This is a genomic window from Pacificitalea manganoxidans (genome assembly GCF_002504165.1).
Classification (GTDB): domain Bacteria; phylum Pseudomonadota; class Alphaproteobacteria; order Rhodobacterales; family Rhodobacteraceae; genus Pacificitalea; species Pacificitalea manganoxidans.
In genome coordinates, this window is sequence record NZ_CP021404.1 from 140,181 (window position 1) to 159,516 (window position 19,336).

21 protein-coding genes are annotated in these 19,336 nt (G+C 62.3%); 9 read left to right on the plus strand and 12 right to left on the minus strand.

Going from position 1 to position 19,336, the window contains the following annotated elements; translation table 11 throughout:
• Positions 1–46: 46 nt before the first annotated feature.
• Genes dnaQ through CBW24_RS00670 form a run of 4 tightly spaced genes read right to left on the minus strand, consistent with a single transcriptional unit; the run spans position 47 to position 2,766 of the window.
• On the minus strand, positions 47–754 hold the full coding sequence (gene dnaQ, locus CBW24_RS00655) for a DNA polymerase III subunit epsilon (protein ID WP_088663073.1): 708 nt from the start codon (positions 752–754) through the stop codon (positions 47–49).
• Positions 747–1,337, minus strand: coding sequence for a dephospho-CoA kinase (gene coaE, locus CBW24_RS00660; RefSeq protein ID WP_097372337.1), 591 nt, complete (start codon positions 1,335–1,337; stop codon positions 747–749). The genes dnaQ and coaE overlap by 8 nt, the downstream gene beginning before the upstream one ends.
• Positions 1,337–2,170: a shikimate dehydrogenase gene (locus tag CBW24_RS00665; protein ID WP_088663071.1), complete on the minus strand. Its 834-nt coding sequence runs from the start codon at positions 2,168–2,170 to the stop codon at positions 1,337–1,339. The genes coaE and CBW24_RS00665 overlap by 1 nt, the downstream gene beginning before the upstream one ends.
• Positions 2,167–2,766 (minus strand): Maf family protein, encoded by a 600-nt coding sequence (locus CBW24_RS00670; RefSeq protein WP_097372338.1) that lies wholly within the window; start codon positions 2,764–2,766, stop codon positions 2,167–2,169. Before CBW24_RS00670 ends, CBW24_RS00665 begins: the two co-directional genes overlap by 4 nt.
• Before the next feature lie 409 nt (positions 2,767–3,175).
• Here CBW24_RS00670 and hemJ point away from each other — a divergent pair, with 409 nt between their 5' ends.
• The 7 genes from hemJ to CBW24_RS00705 all read left to right on the plus strand — a co-directional run bounded on the left by hemJ (position 3,176) and on the right by CBW24_RS00705 (position 10,634).
• A complete protein-coding gene (gene hemJ / locus CBW24_RS00675) occupies positions 3,176–3,628 on the plus strand; it encodes a protoporphyrinogen oxidase HemJ (RefSeq protein ID WP_097372339.1) in 453 nt (150 codons plus the stop codon).
• Between the two features lie 210 nt (positions 3,629–3,838).
• Positions 3,839–5,113 (plus strand): transcription termination factor Rho, encoded by a 1,275-nt coding sequence (gene rho / locus CBW24_RS00680; RefSeq protein ID WP_088663068.1) that lies wholly within the window; start codon positions 3,839–3,841, stop codon positions 5,111–5,113.
• Positions 5,114–5,138: 25 nt separating this feature from the next.
• Positions 5,139–6,416, plus strand: a complete 1,278-nt coding sequence (gene mnmE / locus CBW24_RS00685; protein WP_097372340.1) for a tRNA uridine-5-carboxymethylaminomethyl(34) synthesis GTPase MnmE — start codon at positions 5,139–5,141, stop codon at positions 6,414–6,416.
• Positions 6,417–6,419: 3 nt separating this feature from the next.
• Positions 6,420–8,300, plus strand: a complete 1,881-nt coding sequence (gene mnmG / locus CBW24_RS00690) for a tRNA uridine-5-carboxymethylaminomethyl(34) synthesis enzyme MnmG (RefSeq protein WP_198405198.1) — start codon at positions 6,420–6,422, stop codon at positions 8,298–8,300.
• The gene (gene rsmG / locus CBW24_RS00695) at positions 8,297–8,911 is read left to right on the plus strand and encodes a 16S rRNA (guanine(527)-N(7))-methyltransferase RsmG (protein WP_097372341.1); all 615 of its coding nucleotides are present in this window, start codon (positions 8,297–8,299) and stop codon (positions 8,909–8,911) included. The genes mnmG and rsmG overlap by 4 nt, the downstream gene beginning before the upstream one ends.
• On the plus strand, positions 8,904–9,722 hold the full coding sequence (locus CBW24_RS00700; protein WP_097372342.1) for a ParA family protein: 819 nt from the start codon (positions 8,904–8,906) through the stop codon (positions 9,720–9,722). The genes rsmG and CBW24_RS00700 overlap by 8 nt, the downstream gene beginning before the upstream one ends.
• Positions 9,723–10,634: a ParB/RepB/Spo0J family partition protein gene (locus tag CBW24_RS00705; protein ID WP_097372343.1), complete on the plus strand. Its 912-nt coding sequence runs from the start codon at positions 9,723–9,725 to the stop codon at positions 10,632–10,634.
• Here the strand turns inward: CBW24_RS00705 and CBW24_RS00710 are convergent.
• From CBW24_RS00710 to rph, 4 genes are read right to left on the minus strand one after another with little or no spacing between them, the layout of a single operon-like run.
• Entirely contained in the window at positions 10,558–10,962 is a 405-nt protein-coding gene (locus tag CBW24_RS00710) for a YbaN family protein (RefSeq protein WP_097372344.1), read from the minus strand. The two genes, CBW24_RS00705 and CBW24_RS00710, sit on opposite strands and share 77 nt — an antisense overlap.
• Positions 10,963–10,996: 34 nt before the next feature.
• A complete protein-coding gene (hemW, locus tag CBW24_RS00715) occupies positions 10,997–12,154 on the minus strand; it encodes a radical SAM family heme chaperone HemW (protein WP_097374072.1) in 1,158 nt (385 codons plus the stop codon).
• A gap of 10 nt (positions 12,155–12,164) precedes the next feature.
• The gene (gene rdgB, locus CBW24_RS00720) at positions 12,165–12,779 is read right to left on the minus strand and encodes an RdgB/HAM1 family non-canonical purine NTP pyrophosphatase (RefSeq protein WP_088663062.1); all 615 of its coding nucleotides are present in this window, start codon (positions 12,777–12,779) and stop codon (positions 12,165–12,167) included.
• The gene (gene rph, locus CBW24_RS00725; RefSeq protein WP_088663061.1) at positions 12,776–13,486 is read right to left on the minus strand and encodes a ribonuclease PH; all 711 of its coding nucleotides are present in this window, start codon (positions 13,484–13,486) and stop codon (positions 12,776–12,778) included. Before rph ends, rdgB begins: the two co-directional genes overlap by 4 nt.
• 93 nt (positions 13,487–13,579) lie before the next feature.
• On the opposite strand from rph, the gene hrcA reads away from it, so the two are divergent.
• Positions 13,580–14,644: a heat-inducible transcriptional repressor HrcA gene (gene hrcA, locus CBW24_RS00730; protein WP_097372345.1), complete on the plus strand. Its 1,065-nt coding sequence runs from the start codon at positions 13,580–13,582 to the stop codon at positions 14,642–14,644.
• An 8-nt stretch (positions 14,645–14,652) separates the two neighbouring features.
• Positions 14,653–15,231: a nucleotide exchange factor GrpE gene (locus CBW24_RS00735; protein ID WP_198405200.1), complete on the plus strand. Its 579-nt coding sequence runs from the start codon at positions 14,653–14,655 to the stop codon at positions 15,229–15,231.
• Positions 15,232–15,303: 72 nt separating this feature from the next.
• On the opposite strand, the gene dxs is transcribed toward CBW24_RS00735, so the two are convergent.
• The 4 genes from dxs to CBW24_RS00755 form a co-directional block, all read right to left on the minus strand.
• A complete protein-coding gene (gene dxs, locus CBW24_RS00740) occupies positions 15,304–17,229 on the minus strand; it encodes a 1-deoxy-D-xylulose-5-phosphate synthase (protein ID WP_097372346.1) in 1,926 nt (641 codons plus the stop codon).
• Positions 17,230–17,286: 57 nt separating this feature from the next.
• The gene (locus tag CBW24_RS00745) at positions 17,287–18,150 is read right to left on the minus strand and encodes a polyprenyl synthetase family protein (protein WP_097372347.1); all 864 of its coding nucleotides are present in this window, start codon (positions 18,148–18,150) and stop codon (positions 17,287–17,289) included.
• Position 18,151: 1 nt separating this feature from the next.
• Positions 18,152–18,394, minus strand: coding sequence for an exodeoxyribonuclease VII small subunit (locus CBW24_RS00750; RefSeq protein WP_088663057.1), 243 nt, complete (start codon positions 18,392–18,394; stop codon positions 18,152–18,154).
• A gap of 103 nt (positions 18,395–18,497) precedes the next feature.
• Positions 18,498–19,301, minus strand: a complete 804-nt coding sequence (locus CBW24_RS00755; protein WP_097372348.1) for an undecaprenyl-diphosphate phosphatase — start codon at positions 19,299–19,301, stop codon at positions 18,498–18,500.
• Positions 19,302–19,336: the final 35 nt, after the last annotated feature.

Here is a 19,336-nt window from a genome sequence, read left to right on the forward strand (position 1 = left end):
CCTGTGCGGATACAGGGGCGAGGCTACGCCCGGACCAAAGGCGGGTCTAGTCGCGCTTGGTCACGTCGAATTTCAGCCAAAGCGCGCTTTCGCCCATCGCCTCGACAAAGGCCGCATGTGCCAGTTTCTCTGCGTCGGTGATGCGCGGCGGCAGCGGCGTAGGCCGGGGTTTCGGGCGCCAATCCTCGACGATCTCCGCCCCGCCCCGACGATTGCCACCGCTGGCCAGTGCAAAGTCGGGCTGCCGACCGCCGGTCAATTCCAGATAGACTTCGGCGAGGATCTCACTGTCGAGCAACGCGCCGTGCTTTTCCCGTGCGGAGTTGTCGATATTGAACCTGCGGCACAGCGCATCCAGCGACGCGGGCGAGCCGGGGAAGCGTTTGCGCGCGATGGCCAGCGTGTCGAGCGCCTGCTTCATCGGCAAACGCGGCTTACCCGCCCATTCCAGTTCGGCATTCAGGAATTTCATGTCGAAGCTGGCGTTATGGATGACCAGCACCGCATCGCCGACGAAATCCAGAAACTCCTGCGCGATCGCCTTGAATAGCGGCTTATCGGCAAGAAACTCCTCGCTGATGCCATGCACGTCGAAGGCTTCCTTCGGCATGTCGCGCTGCGGGTTGATATATTGGTGATAGACCCGGCCCGTGGGCACATGGTTCCACAGCTCGACACCGCCGATCTCAACCAGCCGGTGGCCCTCATAGGGGTCGAGACCCGTGGTCTCCGTATCCATCACGATCTCACGCATGGCGATCCTTTTCGACCATCCGCAGCACCTTGTCCACGCCTGCCGCGGCGGTCTCCATCGTGGTGGTGTCGATCACCACATCGGCGCGGGCGCGTTTCTCCGCATCAGGTAGCTGCGCCTTAACTATCGCGCGGAACCGCTGCGCGGTCATGCCCGGACGCGCCATCACACGGGCTTCCTGCTCCGCCGCGCTGGTGGAAACGACGACAACCAGGTCCATCTCCGCATCGCTGCCCGTTTCGAACAACAAGGGGATGTCGAGCAGCAGGACCGGGTCGGGGGTCACCTCGATAAACCGGGCCCGGTCTGCGGCGACGAGAGGGTGCACGACCTGTTCGATCTGACGTAACGCCGCGGGGTTTGCGGCGATATGCGCCTTCAGCCGGTCGCGGCTGACGCCACTTGCGCCGATCGCGTCGGGGAAGAGCGCGCCAATGCCCTGCACCGCCGCGCCGTCTGGGGCGTAGAGCCGATGCACTGCCGCATCCGCATCCCAGACCGGCACACCGCGCGCGGCAAACATCGCCGCTGTCGTCGATTTGCCCATCCCGATGGAGCCGGTAAGCCCGATCAGCACCGCCATCAGCCGCCCAGCACTGCCAGCCGCAGATCCTCGTCCACCTCGGGGCGCTGGCCGAACCAGCGCTCAAAACCGGGCGTGCCTTGATGCAGCAGCATGCCCAACCCATCGACGGTGCGGCAGCCCCGCAGCGCCGCCTGTTCAAGGAAATGCGTCCGCAGCGGCGTATAGACGAGATCGGTGACCACCGCGTCGCGCTCCAGCTTGTCATACGGCAGGCGCAGGGGCTGGTTGCCGTCCATTCCCAGCGCGGTGGTGTTCACCACGGTCGCGGCACCGGGGAACATGTCCCCGGTCATGTTCCAGTCGTAGACGGTGATCTTGGGGCCAAATTCAGCCCGCAGCCCTTCGGCCCGGGGACGGGACCGGTTCGACAACCGAATATCAGTCACGCCGAGATCGATCAGCGCCGCGATCACCGCGCGGGAGGCACCGCCCGCCCCGATCACCGCCGCGCCACCATCGCTGGGCTGCCAATCCGGGGCGTATTGCCGGAGATTGGCGACGAAGCCATAGCCATCGGTGTTATCGGCGTGGATCTTGCCGTCCTCCCGGAAAATCAGCGTATTCGCCGCCCCGATAAGGGCCGCCCGGTCCGAGGACAGATCGGCCAGCGCGAGCACCGCTTCTTTATGGGGGATCGTGACGTTCAGGCCGATGAACCCCATCGCGGGCAAGGTCCGCAGGACGCGCTCCAGATCCTCATGCCGAATGTTCATGGGGATATAGTGGCCCTGGATTCCATAGCGTTTCAGCCAATGCCCGTGCAGCCGTGGCGACAACGAATGTTCGATCGGCTGCCCGATGACGCCGGCCAGTGGAATCCGTTTGCTCATGTGTCGATCTCTCCCCTCAACGCAAGCCAGGACAGCAGCTCCAGCAGCGGCAGACCCAGCACGTTGAAATAATCTCCATCGACGCGGGAAAACAACCGCACGCCTTCTTCCTCCAGCTTGTAGCCCCCGACGGAGTGACGGATGCTGTGCCAGTTCCGCGCAAGGTAGTCCCGCAAGTATCCCTGCGAGATCGGTCGCATGGACAGGCGCACCTGTCCCACATGGCGCCAAATCGGCTTACCGCCTTCATAAACCACCGCGGCGGACAGAAGCCTGTGAGTTTTTCCCTGCATCGCGGTCAGCTGTTCCAACGCCTCGGCTTCGGACCGGGGTTTACCCAGGGCGCGGCGCTCGAATTCAAGGATCTGATCGCCACCCAGAACCAGCCTGTCGGGGTGCTTTGCGGCGACGCGCGCCGCTTTCATTTCGGCCAGCGCATCAGCCATATCTCGCGGCGGCATCTCCTCCGCTTCCATCGCCGCGCGCAAATTTTCTTCGTCCACGCGGGGGCGGACCACCTCGAACGGCACGCAGGCTTGGGTCAGCAAAGCGGCCCGGGTGGCGGAGCCGGACGCGAGGATCAGAGGGGCAGGCATGTGGATAACCTCAGGGACAGGTCGGGTATGGAACGCAGAATTATCTGTGGACCAACCTACCCTTGATGACCAGACGGGGATAACTCACAGGTTCTGCACCAGACCGGTCCATTCTGTCCCTCGTGGAGGAAAAAATCCGGTAAGCTGTGGATAACCTGTCAAGCCACGAGTCTTACCTTGGCTTCCTCACATGGTTATCCACAGGTGTAAAAAACGCCTAAGTAATTGATTTCCAATATCTGAATTAGAACGGGCCACGCAAAACCCACATGAGTTTTCCACCGTTGACGGGAATCTGCGGGAATCTGCGGACAAATCGCTAATCCACGTTTTCCACAGGCCCTACATCAACCCCTATCCTTTTTAAAAAAAAGATTCTTTAAGTGGTGTGCATCAACCGAAGGCCCCCATGACCAATCTCTTTGCTGATCTTTACCCTTGGACGAAATCTCTCCACATCATCGCGGTCGTCGCGTGGATGGCTGGATTGTTCTATCTGCCTCGGCTTTTCGTCTATCACGCAGAGCAGGCGCAGCCGGGCTCCGACAGGGACTCGATGCTTCAGGAAATGGAGAGGAAGCTTCTCAAGGCGATCATGAACCCGGCAATGATCGCGACGTGGATCTTTGGCCTGTGTCTCATTGCGACGCCGGGCGTTGTGGATTGGAGCGCCGTCTGGCCCTGGACCAAAGCGGCGTCCGTGCTGGGGATGACTTGGTTTCACATGTGGCTCGGAAAACGCCGCAAGGAATTCGTCGCGGGAACCAACACGCGGGCAGGGCGCACATACCGCATGATGAACGAGCTTCCGACGCTGCTGCTGGTGGTCATCGTGATTTCGGTCGTCGCACGGCCATTCTGAACCAGATCGCACTCCACGGTCCGCTCCGTGGCTCTCAGGGGCTGTTCGGATTCCCATGATTCCGCGAATCCGACGGTGATTGACTCCGCGGCGCTTGACGCTTATGTCCGCTAACCGTGGCGGTCCCGTCACGTGCTCCCATTGCCATATGACCCAGTCCCGCCGCATCTCGTGGTGCGAACGCGGCAGCCTTTCCCGGATTCGTTATTCATGACCCAAGAACAACTCTCGCTCTCTGACCTGAAGGCCAAGAGCCCGGCCGACCTTTTGTCCATGGCCGAAGAGCTGGAGATCGACAACGCGTCGACCATGCGCAAGGGCGACATGATGTTCCAGATCCTCAAGGAGAGGGCGGAAGAGGGCTGGGAGATTTCCGGTGATGGCGTGCTGGAGGTGATGCAGGACGGTTTCGGCTTCCTCCGCTCGCCCGAGGCGAACTATCTGCCCGGTCCCGACGACATTTACCTGTCGCCCGAGATGATCCGGCAGCACGGTCTGCGCACCGGCGATACCGTGGCTGGTGTGATCTGCGCCCCGCGCGAGGTGGAACGCTATTTTGGCATGACCAAGGTCACGCAGATCAACTTCGAGGAGCCTGAGAAGGCGCGCCACAAGATCAACTTCGACAATCTGACGCCGCTCTATCCCGATGAGCGGCTGACGATGGAGCTGGAAGACCCGACGACCACGCGCGATCGTTCCGCGCGGATCATCGATCTGGTCTCGCCCATCGGGAAAGGCCAGCGCTCGCTGATCGTCGCGCCGCCGCGCACCGGTAAGACGGTGCTGTTGCAGAATATCGCCAATTCCATCGAGAAGAACCACCCCGAGTGCTACCTCATCGTCCTGCTCATCGACGAGCGGCCCGAGGAAGTCACCGACATGCAGCGCAGCGTGAAGGGGGAGGTCATCTCCTCCACCTTTGATGAACCTGCCACCCGTCACGTCGCCGTTTCCGAAATGGTGATCGAGAAGGCGAAACGTTTGGTCGAGCATAAGCGCGACGTTGTGATCCTGCTCGATTCGATCACCCGACTGGGCCGCGCGTTCAACACAGTGGTGCCGTCCTCCGGCAAGGTGCTGACCGGTGGTGTCGACGCGAACGCGCTGCAACGCCCCAAGCGCTTCTTCGGGGCGGCCCGGAACATCGAGGAAGGTGGGTCGCTCACCATCATCGCAACCGCCCTGATCGACACCGGGTCACGCATGGATGAAGTGATCTTCGAAGAGTTCAAAGGCACCGGTAACTCCGAAATCGTGCTTGACCGTAAGGTCGCCGATAAGCGCGTGTTCCCGGCGATGGACATCCTCAAATCCGGCACCCGGAAAGAGGAACTGCTGGTCGAGAAATCGGATCTGCAAAAGACCTTCGTTCTGCGGCGTATCCTGAACCCGATGGGCACGACGGATGCGATCGAGTTCCTGATCGGGAAGCTCAAGCAGACGAAATCGAATTCCGAATTCTTCGATTCTATGAACACTTAACAAGCGTTATCAACGGGTTAGACCGATGGACACGATTTTTGCCCTCGCCACCGCCCAAGGGAGGGCAGGGGTCGGTATCGTGCGGCTTTCTGGCCCTGATGCCCATGCGGTGGCTGCGCGTTATGCTGGGCCGTTACCAGACACCCGTCGTGCCGTCCGCCGCCCGCTCCGCGATGAACGCGGCGATGTGCTCGATGACATCCTGCTGCTGACCTTCGGCGCCGGGGCGAGCTTCACCGGTGAAGATGTCGCTGAGTTTCATCTGCACGGGTCCATCGCGATCACCAATGCGGTGCTGGCCCTCCTCGCCCGGACCGAAGGGTGCAGGCTTGCCGAAGCCGGAGAATTTACGCGACGCGCACTCGAAAACGGCTGCATGGATCTGGTCGAGGTCGAAGGCCTCGCCGATCTGATCGACGCGGAAACCGACGCGCAACGCCGTCAGGCCATGCAAGTCTATTCCGGCGGGCTAAGTTCGCGAACCGAAGGCTGGCGCGACAATCTGATCCGCGCGGCAGCCTTGGTCGAAGCGACGATTGATTTCGCGGATGAAGAGATCCCGGAAAACGTTTTCCCCGAAGTCGAGGATATCGTCGCACGCCTGACGACTGAGTTCCAACGCGAAGCCGCGGGTGTGGCGCAGGCGGAACGTCTTCGCTCAGGATTCGAAGTCGCTTTAATCGGCCCGCCCAATGCCGGGAAATCCACGCTTCTGAACGCCATCGCTCGCCGAGACGTTGCTATCACGTCGGACATCGCCGGGACGACCAGGGACGTTCTGGAATTGCGGACTGATATCAATGGTTTGCCGGTTACCTTCCTAGACACCGCAGGTATTCGTGAAACGGATGATACGGTGGAAAGCATTGGCGTGAGCCGCGCTCGACAGCGTGCGGAGGCGGCGGACCTTCGTATCTTCCTCGAACCGATAGCGGATCTAGAGGCGCGCGGCGATGACATCCGGCTCCTTGCTAAGTCCGATATTCGGACTGGCGACGGCTTTCCAATCTCGGCCAAAACCGGCGCAGGTGTGGCGGCGTTGTTGGACAAGGTCGGACAAATCCTGCAAGGAAGGTTGCAGCACGTGGGCGCAGCGACTCATCTGAGACATCAGATCGCGCTTTCGACGGCGGCAGAGTACCTTTTGGCCGCGCAAGAAGACTTGGTGGATGCGGAACTGAGGGCTGAACTTGCCGCACAGAATATCCGCGGAGCGATCTCGGTGCTTGATACATTGGTAGGTCGCATTGGTGTCGAAGATCTGCTAGGAGAGATCTTCTCCAGTTTTTGCATCGGTAAATGAGGAATGTTTCACGTGAAACATCTGGACTTTGACGTAGTGGTGATCGGCGGCGGTCACGCAGGTGCCGATGCAGCACATGCGGCTGCTCGTATGGGCGCGCGCACAGCGCTTGTTACGATGTCCGCGGGTGACCTGGGAGTCATGTCCTGCAACCCAGCCATTGGCGGTCTGGGCAAGGGACACCTTGTCCGGGAGATCGATGCGCTGGACGGGCTGATGGGGCGCGTCGCGGATTACGCAGGTATTCAATTCCGGCTGCTTAATCGTAAGAAAGGCCCCGCTGTTCAAGGACCGCGTGCGCAGGCGGATCGCAAACGTTACCGCGAAATGATGCAAGCCGAAATCGCCGCGACCGAGAACCTGAGGCTTGTTGAAGGAGAGGTCGCGGATCTCATTTATCAGGACGGCCGCATCGGCGGTGTTGTCTTGGCAGACGGGTCCGAAATCCGGTCGACTGCGACGATCCTGACGACGGGGACATTCCTGCGCGGTGTCATCCATATCGGGGACGTGAGCCGCCCTGGCGGCCGAATGGGTAATCCCGCCTCGGTCCGGCTGGCAGAAAGGCTCGACAGTTTCGAGTTGCCATTAGGGCGGCTAAAGACCGGCACGCCCCCGCGTCTGAATGGTAAAACAATTGACTGGTCACGGCTGGACTCGCAGCCGGGCGATGATGCGCCGGTGCTGTTCTCGTTCCTGTCCGAGGGCGCCCCTGTGGCCCCGCAGATCTCCTGCGGAATTACGCACACCAATCAGCAAACACATGACATTATCCAAGCGAACCTTTCGCGGTCTGCCATGTATGGCGGGCATATCTCCGGTGTGGGTCCGCGTTACTGTCCGTCTATCGAGGATAAGGTCGTGCGGTTCGCCGATAAGACGTCGCATCAGATCTTCCTCGAACCCGAAGGCTTGGATGACGATACGATCTATCCGAACGGCATTTCGACGTCGCTGCCTGTCGATGTGCAGACCGCCTATGTTCGGTCTATCGTCGGATTGGAGAGTGTCGAAATCCTACAGCCCGGCTATGCGATCGAATATGATTACATCGATCCCCGCGCGCTTGATGCAAGTTTGCAGGTGCGCGACGTGCCGGGGCTGTATCTCGCTGGGCAGATCAACGGGACCACGGGCTATGAAGAAGCAGCGGCGCAGGGGCTGGTCGCTGGCCTGAACGCCGCACGCGATGCTTTGGGGCAAGAGCGTCACTATTTCAGCCGAACAGACTCTTATATCGGCGTGATGGTCGATGATCTCATCACCCACGGCGTGACCGAACCCTATCGCATGTTCACTTCTCGCGCTGAATTCCGTCTGTCGCTGCGGGCCGATAACGCGGACCAACGGCTGACAGGGCAGGCGATTGCTCTGGGGCTGGTTGGCGCGCAACGGCAGGTTGCGTTCGAGCGCAAGATGGAGCAGCTCGACCATGCTGCCGACCTGCTTCAAAACCAGTTCGTAAGTTCGCGCGAGTTAGCTGAAGCCGGTGTTAGGGTGAACGCCGATGGGCCAAAGCGCGATCTGTATTCCGCACTGGCGCTTCCCGGCGCCGAATTGGATGCGATTGCAGCGCTTTCATCCGACTTAGATGCGATTGAACCCGATACGCTCGTTCAGCTGGCTCGCGACGCGCTCTACCGAAATTACGTCGCTCGGCAAGAGAAGGATGTCGCTAATCTACGGCGCGATGAGGAACTGGTTATTCCAGCGGACTTTGATTTCTCGGATATCTCGGGTCTTTCAAATGAGCTTAAGGCGAAACTTGCAGCGGTCAGACCGGCATCTCTTGCGCAAGCGGCGCGCATTGGCGGGATGACCCCGGCGGCTCTGACGCTTTTGCTCTCGTGCATCCGGAAGTCTGAAAGCCGGGCGTCCGCATGACGAGTGCTCAGTTTGGCGATCGGAATGTTTCACGTGAAACATTGGAGCGGTTGGAAATCTACGCGGCGCTGCTGGAGAAATGGAACAAGTCCATCAACCTCGTAGCGCCGTCTACTATCCCGGATCTGTGGACACGGCATTTCGCCGATTCAGCGCAGGTCTTTGACCTCGCACCGGGATCTGGCCGCTGGATTGATTTAGGCACAGGTGGCGGATTTCCCGGACTTATCTGCGCAATCCTCGCTGCGGAACACGCGCCTGATCTGAGTTTTGCTTTTGTTGAATCGGACCGGCGAAAGTGCGAGTTCTTACGAACGGTCATCCGCGAGACCGGTGTGCAGGCTGACGTTAGCGCGAGCCGGATCGAACAGGCGAAAATCGAGCCGGGTGACATCATCTCCGCCCGCGCTTTGGCCTCACTTGATAAGCTTCTGAGCCTGTCTCTGCCGCTCATGAAGGCAAATGCCGTCTGTCTCTTCCCCAAGGGCGCGAATTATCAGGGTGAGGTTGACGCTTCGCTTGAATCTTGGTCGTTTTCCCTTCAGAAAACTCCCAGCATTACCGACCCGAATGCGGTCATTCTCTCACTTGGAGACATCGCGCGTGCTTGATCCCTCCCGGCCTGAATCCGCGAAAATCGTCGCGATTGTTAACCAGAAGGGCGGGGTGGGGAAGACCACGACAGCGATCAACCTCGCCGCCGCTCTTGTCGAACTTGGGCATAACGTGCTGCTGGTCGATCTGGACCCTCAGGGAAATGCGTCGACAGGTCTGGGGGCAGATGCCGCCAGACGGCAGGCGACGACCTATGACCTTTTGATCGACGATGCGCCTGTCGAATCCGTTGTTGTCCGGACCGAGATTGACGGTCTGTTCCTTGCGCCTGCGACAACGGATCTCAGCTCCGCCGATATCGAACTTGTCTCGAATGAAAAACGGAGCTTCCTGCTGCATGACGCGCTGCGCGCACCGGGGATCGACCGTTACGAACTCGACTACATCCTGATCGACTGTCCGCCGTCGCTGAACCTGCTGACGGTTAATGCGATGGTCGCGGCGCATTCGGTTCTGGTCCCGCTGCAGTCGGAATTCTTTGCACTGGAAGGGCTGTCGCAATTGATGCTGACGCTGCGCGAAATCCGAGCCTCCGCCAATCCGGACCTCAGGGTCGAGGGCGTTGTCCTGACGATGTTCGATGGTCGCAACAACCTCTCGCAACAGGTTGAGGTCGATGCACGCGACGCATTGGGCGAGTTGGTGTTCCAGACCCGTGTGCCGCGCAACGTGCGGATCAGTGAGGCGCCGTCGTTTTCGCAGCCGGTGCTGACCTACGACACCGCGTCTAAGGGCAGCACAGCTTATCGGGCCTTGGCGCGGGAGATGCTGGAGCGGGCTGGCGTTAAGCTGGAGCAGGAGACTTAAATGACTGATAATAAAAAGAAAACAAGAGGACTGGGCCGCGGTTTGTCGGCTCTGATGGCAGATGTATCACTTGATGAGCGGCCCGACGCGCCGCAGGCAGAACCGATGAAGGCAGAGCGCAATCTGCCGGTCGAAACGATCGAGCCGAACCCCGATCAGCCGCGCAGGGACTTCAGCGAAGATTCGCTGCGCGAACTCGCCGCCTCAATCCGCGAGAAGGGCATCATCCAGCCGCTGATCGTTCGCGCGAACCCGCGTGGCAAGATCGCGTGGGAAATCGTCGCGGGGGAACGCCGCTGGCGGGCCGCGCAGCTGGCACAGCTGCACGAAGTGCCGGTCATCGTGCGCGAATTCACCGACACCGAGGTGTTGGAAGTCGCGATCATCGAAAACATCCAGCGCGCGGATCTGAACGCGGTCGAAGAAGCCTTGGGCTACCGGCAGTTGATTGATCGCTTTGGTCATACACAGGAGCAACTGGCCAAGGCGCTGTCTAAAAGTCGTAGTCACATCGCCAACCTGATGCGCCTGCTGAACCTGCCCGAAGACGTGCAATTGCTGCTGCGGCGCAACGAACTGTCGGCGGGGCACGCGCGGGCGCTGATCACGGCGGATAACCCGTCAGAACTGGCGCAGATCGTGGTGTCCAAGCGGCTGTCGGTTCGCGAAACCGAAGCCTTGGTGAAGCGGATGGGCGATCCCCGTCCTGCCAAACCGCGTCAGCCGCGCCGGGAAAAGGATGCCGATACGCGCGCGTTGGAGTCTGACCTGTCCGCCAATCTGGGGCTAAAGGTCAGCATCGATCACGCGGAGCAGGGCGACGGTAAACTGGTAATCAATTACCGCGATCTGGAAGATCTGGACGCGCTGTGCCGGTTGCTGTCCGCTTCCCCTCTGGACGTGACCAGATAAACACCATCACGCAGCTTAGGGTCACGGCCTGGATGGCGATAAGCTTCCAGGCCAGCCCAAGCGCGAGGGACGTCCCAAACACCAGCGCAACAGACGCCGTGGCCATTACCTTGGCCCGGCGTGAAATGGCGCCGTTTTCCTGCCAGTCGAGGATCGGCGGCCCAAGCCGCGGATGGGTGATGAGCCAGCGATGGAGCCGCTCGGATCCTTGGGCAAAGCAGAACGCGGCAAGCAGCAGGAACGGCACTGTCGGCAACAGCGGTAGAACGATGCCGATTGTGCCAAGCAGCAGCGCGGCCAAGCCAAAGATGATCCAGAGTGCACGCATGGGGTGGTGATCCTGCCCGCGCCGGAATGGCGGGTCAGTGCGATAGTAGCCCCCGCAGGATGCCGTTCAATAGCGGGCGGCCCTGTGCGGTGGCAGCAATCTGATCGCCATCGCGGCGCAGCAGGCCATCGGCGATGTAGTCGTCAAGGGGTCGGGCGGGCAGGGGGGCACCTGCCATGTCGCGATAGCGGCGCAAATCGCTCCCTTCGGTCAGGCGCAGGCTCATCAGCAGGTATTCGGTCGCCTGATCGGGACCGGAAAGCGGCTCTCTCGGAAGTTCCGCATGCCCGTCGCGTTCTACAGCATCGATCCATGCGCCCGGTTGGCGGGGGGCTTCGGTCGCCAAGCGCTGCCCGTTCAGGGTCATTCGTCCATGGGCGCCCGGACCAATCCCCGCATAGTCCCCATAGCGCCAATAGAGACTGTTATGACGGGATTCTGCGCCCTCGCGAGCGTGGTTCGAGACCTCATACCCAGCCATACCTGCGGCTGTCGTCAGTTCCTGGGTGATCTCCCACAGATCGGCGGCGCTATCCTCATCCGGGATGCCCCGCAGGCGCCCGGCAGCGTAGCGGTCACCAAAGGCAGTGCCATCTTCGATGGTCAGTTGGTAGAGCGACAGATGATCGACCGCCATAGACAGCGCTTCGGCCAATTCGGCGCGCCACTGGGCGGCTGTCTGGTTCTGGCGGGCATAGATCAGGTCGAATGACACGCGATCAAACGTGCTGCGGGCGATATCGAAGGCGGCGCGCGCCTCGGCCACTGAATGCATGCGCCCCAACTGACGCAAATCAGCGTCATTCAGGGCCTGAACTCCCATGGAGACACGGTTCACCCCGGCCTCGCGATAGCCCCGGAACCGGCCCGTTTCGACAGATGTCGGGTTGGCCTCTAGCGTGACTTCCCAGTCATTGGCCTGCGGCCACGTGCGGCGCACGGCGTCCATGATCTCGGCCACCGTGTCCGGGGCCATCAGGCTCGGCGTGCCACCACCAAAGAACACAGAGCCCAGAATGCGATCCGGGGTTTCGGCGCCGATGCGCTCGATCTCCGACACATAGGCACGGGCCCAGCGTTTCTGATCGATGGACGCAGTGACGTGACTGTTAAAGTCGCAATAGGGACATTTCGCCTGACAGAACGGCCAGTGCAGGTAGAGACCGAAGCCGCCGTGGCGCCAGTCTTCCATCTGATCGCGATCAGCGGTCAAAACACCCTGCAACCAGCTTGGCAAAGGCATCTGCCCGGTGGCTCATGGCATGTTTATGCGCGGGGTCCATCTCACCGAATGTTTCCTGCTCGCCTTCCGGCAGGAACATCGGATCAAAGCCAAAACCACCTTCGCCGCGGATCGGCCAGACAAGGTGCCCGCCGACAATGCCCTCGAACAGTTCGTCATGACCGTCCGGCCACGCAAGACACAACGTGCAGCGGAACTGCGCGCTGTGCGGCGCGGAGGCACCGCTGGCTGCGACCAGATCATTCACCTTGGTCATCGCCATCATGAAATCGCGACCATTGCCCGTTTCGGCCCAGTCGGCGGTATAGACACCGGGCTGGCCGTTCAGCGCATCGACCATCAGGCCGCTGTCATCGGCCAGGGCGGGCAGGCCACTGGCCTGCGCGGCGGCGTGGGCCTTGATCCGGGCATTGCCGGCAAAGGTATCTTCGGTTTCCTCCGGCTCCTCATAGCCCAGCTCCGCGACGGAGGAGACGGCGATGCCGAAGGGCTCCAGCAATGCGCCGATTTCGCGGATCTTGCCCGCGTTGTGCGACGCGATGATCAGGCGGTCCCCGTCGAACTGGCGCATCAGGCGACCGCCGCGTTCTGTGCGGCGACCAGTTCGGCCACGCCCGCTTCGGCAAGGTCCAGAAGCTCGTTGAACTGCTGACGCGAGAAGGTCGCGCCCTCGGCACTCGCCTGAAGCTCGATCAGCTTGCCCGATCCGGTCATCACGAAATTACCGTCGGTGCCGGCCTCGCTGTCTTCGGCATAGTCCAGATCGACGACCGTTTGCCCGGCATAGATGCCGCAGCTGACCGCAGCGACATTCTCCATCATCGGGTCCGAGGTGATGAGCCCGGCCTTCATCAACTTTGCGATCGCCAGTTTCAGTGCGACCCAGCCGCCGGTGATCGAGGCACAGCGCGTGCCGCCGTCGGCCTGAATCACGTCGCAATCCACGACGATCTGGCGTTCGCCCAGAGCAACGCGGTCGATCCCGGCGCGTAGGGAGCGCCCGATCAGGCGCTGAATCTCCTGAGTGCGTCCGCTCTGGCCGTTCTTGGCCTCCCGGCGCATACGGGTGTGGGTGGCGCGGGGCAGCATGCCGTATTCGGCGGTGACCCAGCCCAGCCCGCTGTTTTTCAGAAAGGGCGGAACGCGTTCATCGATGGTTGCGGTGCACAGGACATGGGTGTCACCACATTTGATCAGGCAGGAGCCTTCGGCGTGGCGGGTCACGCCGGTTTCGATTGAAATCGGCCGCATTTCGCTTACGTTTCTGCCGGATGGGCGCATCGGAGGTCTCCTTTTTCTGCCCTTCCTCTAGGCCCGCAGAGCGCCCCGATGCAAGCCGGAAGGCACCCTATAGCGAACAGGTATCCGTGTAGAATGAGCGACGGCAGCAAGCTCCTTGACGAAATGAACGACCGCAGCCGCGAGGTTTTTCGCCGCGTGGTGGAGGGTTACCTTGCCACGGGCGATCCGGTCGGCTCGCGCACTCTGACACGCACCATGACCGAGAAGGTTTCGGCGGCGACGATCCGCAACGTGATGCAGGATCTCGAATATATGGGTCTGTTAGGCAGTCCGCATGTGTCGGCCGGGCGGGTGCCCACCCATACCGGGCTGCGGATGTTCGTGGACGGTTTGTTGGAGGTGCGCGATCTCGACGCGATGGACCGCGAGAAGATCGACGCAACACTGGGCGGCAGCGATCCCGACATCCCCGCCGTGCTTAACAGGGTCGGATCGGCCCTGTCTGGCACGACGCAGGTGGCGAGCCTCGTTCTGGCGCCAAAGCATGAAGCGCCGGTCAAGCATATCGAGTTTGTGCAGCTGGGGCCAGAACGGGCGCTGGTGGTTCTGGTATTCGCTGACGGACATGTCGAAAACCGCGTGTTTGTGCCTGCCGCGGGTCAAACGCCCTCCTCGATGCGGGAGGCTGCGAACTTCCTCAACGCCTTGGCGGAGGGGCGCACGCTGAGCGAGCTTCGTGGGGTCATTTCCGCCGAGATCCGCAAGCGGCGTCGGGAACTGGGCACCTTGGCGCAGGCGATGGTCGAACAGGGGCTGGCCGTCTGGCAGGATGAGGGCGAAACCTATGAACGGCTTATCGTGCGGGGCCGGTCGAATCTGTTGGCGGGAACCGAAGCGGACGAGTTGGAGCGCATCAAGACGCTGTTCGACGACCTTGAACGAAAACGTGATATCGCCGAATTCCTCGAAGCAGCCGATGAGGGCGAGGGCGTGCGCATTTTCATAGGCTCCGAGAACAAACTCTTTTCACTTTCGGGTTCCTCTTTGGTGGTCTCTCCATATATGAACGCTGACCGAAAGATCGTTGGCGCAGTCGGGGTGATAGGACCGACGCGCCTGAACTACGGCCGGATCGTGCCCATCGTGGACTACACGGCACAACTGGTGGGCAAATTGATCGCGGGCCGCGGGAAATAAGGTGAAAGATGGCTGAACCGAAAAAAGATATGGATCTGGACCAGGACGCCGCCGACTATCTCGGCGAGGAGGGGCTTTCGCTGGACGAACTGGCAGCCCAGGAGCCTGACACGGATCAAGACGCTGAACTGGAGGCACTGCGCGCCGAGCGTGACGAGCTGAAGGATCGCTTCATGCGTGCGCTGGCCGATGCCGAAAACGCCCGCAAGCGGTCCGATCGTGACCGCCGCGAGGCGGAGCAGTATGGCGGCTCCAAGCTGAGCCGCGACATGCTGCCGGTCTATGACAACCTGCGCCGGGCGCTCGACGCCGCGACGGAGGAACAGCGCACGGTGTCGAAGGCCCTGATCGAAGGGATCGAGCTGACGATGCGCGAACTGCTGAGCGTGTTCGGCAAGCACGGCATTGAGCCGATCGTGCCGGAAGTCGGAGATAAATTCGACCCGCAGCATCATCAGGCGATGTTCGAAGCGCCGGTGCCCGACACCAAAGCGGGCGACATCATTCAGGTGATGGCCGAAGGCTTCATGCTGCATGACCGTTTGCTGCGTCCGGCGCAGGTGGGCGTATCTTCCACCCCGGCCTGAACGGCACATGACCGATAAGATCAAAGGCCCGCGCAAGCGGGCCTTTTTCGTGGGCAGACGGGCGAGCCGGGTCTAGGCGCGCGCTTGGTCCAGCCGGGCGATGCCCAGCGTATCGAGCACTTTCGCCTCGATATGTTCGGCGTTCATCGCAGCCACGTCATACATGGCGCGGGGGCTGGCCTGATCGATAAAGATATCGGGCAGCACCATGGAGCGAAATTTCAAACCCGCATCGAACACGCCTTCGTCCGACAGCAATTGCGCGACATGCGAGCCGAAGCCGCCAACGGCGCCTTCCTCGATGGTGATCAGCGCTTCGTGGTCGGCGGCGAGTTGCAGGATCATCTCCCGATCCAGCGGCTTGGCGAACCGTGCATCGGCGATGGTGGGGGTGATGCCACGACGGGTCAGTGCCTCGGCGGCCTTGCGGACCTCTTCCAACCGCGTGCCAAAGGACAGTAGCGCCACGCGCTTCCCCTCTGCCACGATCCGGCCCTTGCCAATCTCCAGCGGCGTGCCGCGCTCGGGCATCTCCACGCCAACACCTTCGCCGCGCGGGAAGCGGAAGGCGATAGGGCCGTCATCATGGGCCGCGGCGGTGGCGACCATATGCATCAACTCCGCCTCATCGGCGGCGGCCATCACCACCATACCCGGCAGATTGGCCAGAAACGCCACATCGAACGCGCCTGCATGGGTCGCGCCGTCGGCCCCCACCAGCCCGGCCCGGTCGATGGCAAAGCGCACGGGCAGGCGCTGGATCGCCACGTCATGGACGATCTGGTCGTAGCCGCGCTGGAGGAACGTCGAGTAGAGCGCGCAGAAGGGGCGCAGCCCGCCCGCGGCCTGTCCGGCAGCGAACGTCACCGCGTGCTGTTCGGCGATCCCCACATCAAAACACCGGTCGGCAAAGCGTTCGGCGAATTGTTTCAGCCCGGTGCCATCGGGCATGGCGGCGGTGATGGCGGTGATCGTGCGGTCGCGCTCCGCCTCTGCGATCAGGCTGCGCGAGAAGACCGAGGTGTAGGACGGCGCGTTGGAGGCGGCTTTCTTCTGCTTGCCGGTCACCACGTCGAATTTCGAGACGCCGTGCCCCTTGTCGCTGGCGCTTTCGGCGGGGGCGTAGCCTTTGCCCTTGCGGGTGATGGCATGGATCAGGATCGGCCCTTCGGCACGGGATTTCACCATGCGCAGGATTGCCAGAAGCTGCTCCATATCGTGCCCGTCGATGGGGCCGAGATAGCTGATGCCCAACTCCTCAAATAGCGTGCCCCCGACAGTCAGCGATTTCAGCATGTCGCGCGCACGCTTGGCGCCCTGCTGGAGCGGCGGCGGCAGCAGGCTGACCGCGCCCTTGGCCACCGCTTTCAATTCCTGAAACGGTGCCCCGGCATAAAGCCGCGACAGATAGGCCGACATTGCACCCGTTGGCGGGGCAATCGACATTTCGTTGTCGTTGAGGATGATGATCAGACGCTTGCCCAGATGACCCGCATTGTTCATCGCCTCATAGGCCATGCCCGCGCTCATCGCGCCATCCCCGATCACCGCGATGGCATCGCCCAGCCCATGCTCCGGCATGCCGCCCAGATCGCGCGCGGTGGCAAAGCCAAGCGCGGCGGAGATGGAGGTGGAGCTATGCGCAGCGCCAAACGGGTCATAGGGGCTTTCGGACCGTTTCGTAAAACCTGACAGTCCGTTTTCCTGACGCAGGGTGCGGATGCGGTCGCGGCGTCCGGTCAGGATCTTATGCGGATAGCACTGGTGCGACACGTCCCAGATCAGACGGTCGCGCGGGGTCTCGAACACCGCGTGCAGCGCGACGGTCAGTTCCACAACGCCAAGCCCCGCCCCCAAATGGCCGCCGGTTTCGCTGACGGCGCTAATGGTTTCGGCGCGCAATTCGTCGGCCACTTGGATCAGATCCCGGTCACCCAGACGGCGCAGGTCGGCGGGGCTGGCGATCTGGTCCAGCAGCGGCGTGTCAGGTCTGGTCATGCGTCCTCCCGAGGCGCGCGTGTAAACTGGGCCGAAGGACGCGCCATCTGCCGCGCTCTACCGGTCCCGTGCGATAGCGAAGCGGGCGGCCTCCTTCAAGACCTGCGCCCGGTCCCCGTAGGGGTCAAGCGCCGCTTCCGCCTGCGTCACCAATTCGGCGGCGCGGGCGCGGGCCCCGTCCAGCCCAAGCAGCGATACGAACGTGGCCTTCCCGGCATCGGCATCCTTGCGCAGGCGCTTGCCGGTTTTGTCCGCGCAGCCCTCCACGTCCAAGATGTCGTCCGCGATCTGGAAAGCAAGGCCAAGCGCGGCAGCATAGCTGCGCAGCGGTGTGGCATCGGTACCGGCCAGCACCGCTCCCGCGCAGGCCGCCCACCCGATCAGCGCGCCGGTCTTGCCCGCCTGCAACGCGGTGATCTGGTCCAGATCCAGCGGCGCGGCGGCCGTTTCGGCCGCGATGTCTAGCGCTTGCCCCAGCACCATGCCCCCGGCACCTGCCGCCTGCGCCATGTCATGGCTGAGCGCGACGGCGCGCGCGGGCGGCAGGGCCGGATCGGCCAGCAGGCCAAAGGCCAGCGTCTGAAGCGCGTCGCCCGCCAAAATGGCCGTCGCCTCATCCCATTTGACATGCACGGTGGGGCGACCCCGGCGCAGGTCGTCATCGTCCATCGCGGGCAGGTCGTCATGGATCAGGGAATAGGCATGAACCGCCTCGATGGCGCAGGCGGGCAGGATGGCCTGATCTTCGGGGATGTCATGCAGGCGGGCGCTTTCCATCACCAGAAACCCGCGCAGCCCCTTGCCGCCCTGACAGGCGTGATCCATCGCGGCGACCACGGGCAGATCGCCGTATCGGGCGATTTCAGCGCGCAGGCGCGTCTCGACGCGGGCGGCGTCGGCCTTCAGCCGGGCGGCGAACATCTCAATTGCCGTCGAGCGGGACCGTCCCGGTGGGCGCGCCGGTGTCATCGGTGGTGATGGCGGCGACCTTTTCCTCGGCGTCCTTGAGCTTGGCCTCGCAATGTTTGCGCAGGACCGCGCCGCGTTCATAGAGCTTGATCGACTGCTCCAGCGGCACGTCGCCCTTTTCGAGGTGGTCCACGACGCGGGTGAGTTCGCTCATCGCGTCCTCAAAGCTCATCTCCGCCACTGGCTGATCGGTCATCGGTCTGCTCCGTCCGTGTTGTGCTGCGAGGGGCAGGGCAGCCCCCGGTCGCGCGGATCATAGCGGCGTTCCGGGGGCGATGCCACAGCCCCGAATGCCGAGATCAGGTATAGGCGACGGCCAGCAGGATAAGCCCGAGGATCACGCGATAAATCACATATGGCGTAAACGAGACCGAGCGCAGCAACCGCATCATCAGCGTCAACGCCAGCAGCGCCGCGACAAAGGCGAATGCCGCGCCGATCCCCGCGGCGCGCCACATGTCGGGATTGCCGGTCTGCGCGACCTCCAGCCCCAGCAGTGTGCCCGAGGCGATGATCGTCGGGATCGACATCAGCATCGACAGCCGTGCCGCATCTTCCCGCGCATAGCCGAGCAGGCGCCCGCCCGTGATGGTGATGCCGGAGCGGGAGGTGCCGGGGATCAGCGCCACCGCCTGCCACAGCCCCATGATGATACCGTGGCGGAGGGTCCAGTCGCCCGTGCTGCGCGTTTCAGCGCCGCGCTGGTCCGCCCAGTAAAGCACAATCCCGAAGATAAGCATCGTCCAGCCGATCACGGCCACGCTGCGCAGCGCATCGTCGAGCCCGGTGAGTTTCAACACCAGCCCGGCCAGCACCACGGGCACCGTTGCGATGATCAGCAGCAGCGCCAGCTTTGCGCCCGGCGTATCGGCGCGCCCCCGCACCAGCCGCCCCAGTCCCACCAGCGCAGCGGCGACGTCGCGCCAGAAATAGAGGATCACCGCCAGCAGCGTGCCCACATGCACGGCCACGTCGATAGCCTGCCCCTGATCCGCCATGCCGGTAAGATTCGGCAAGAGAATCAGGTGGCCGGAGGATGAAACGGGCAGGAACTCGGTTATGCCTTGGATCACCGCGACCAGCAGCAGATGGAAGAGCGTCATGGAAGGGGGCCTTTCGCAGGATGTGGTATTTTCCT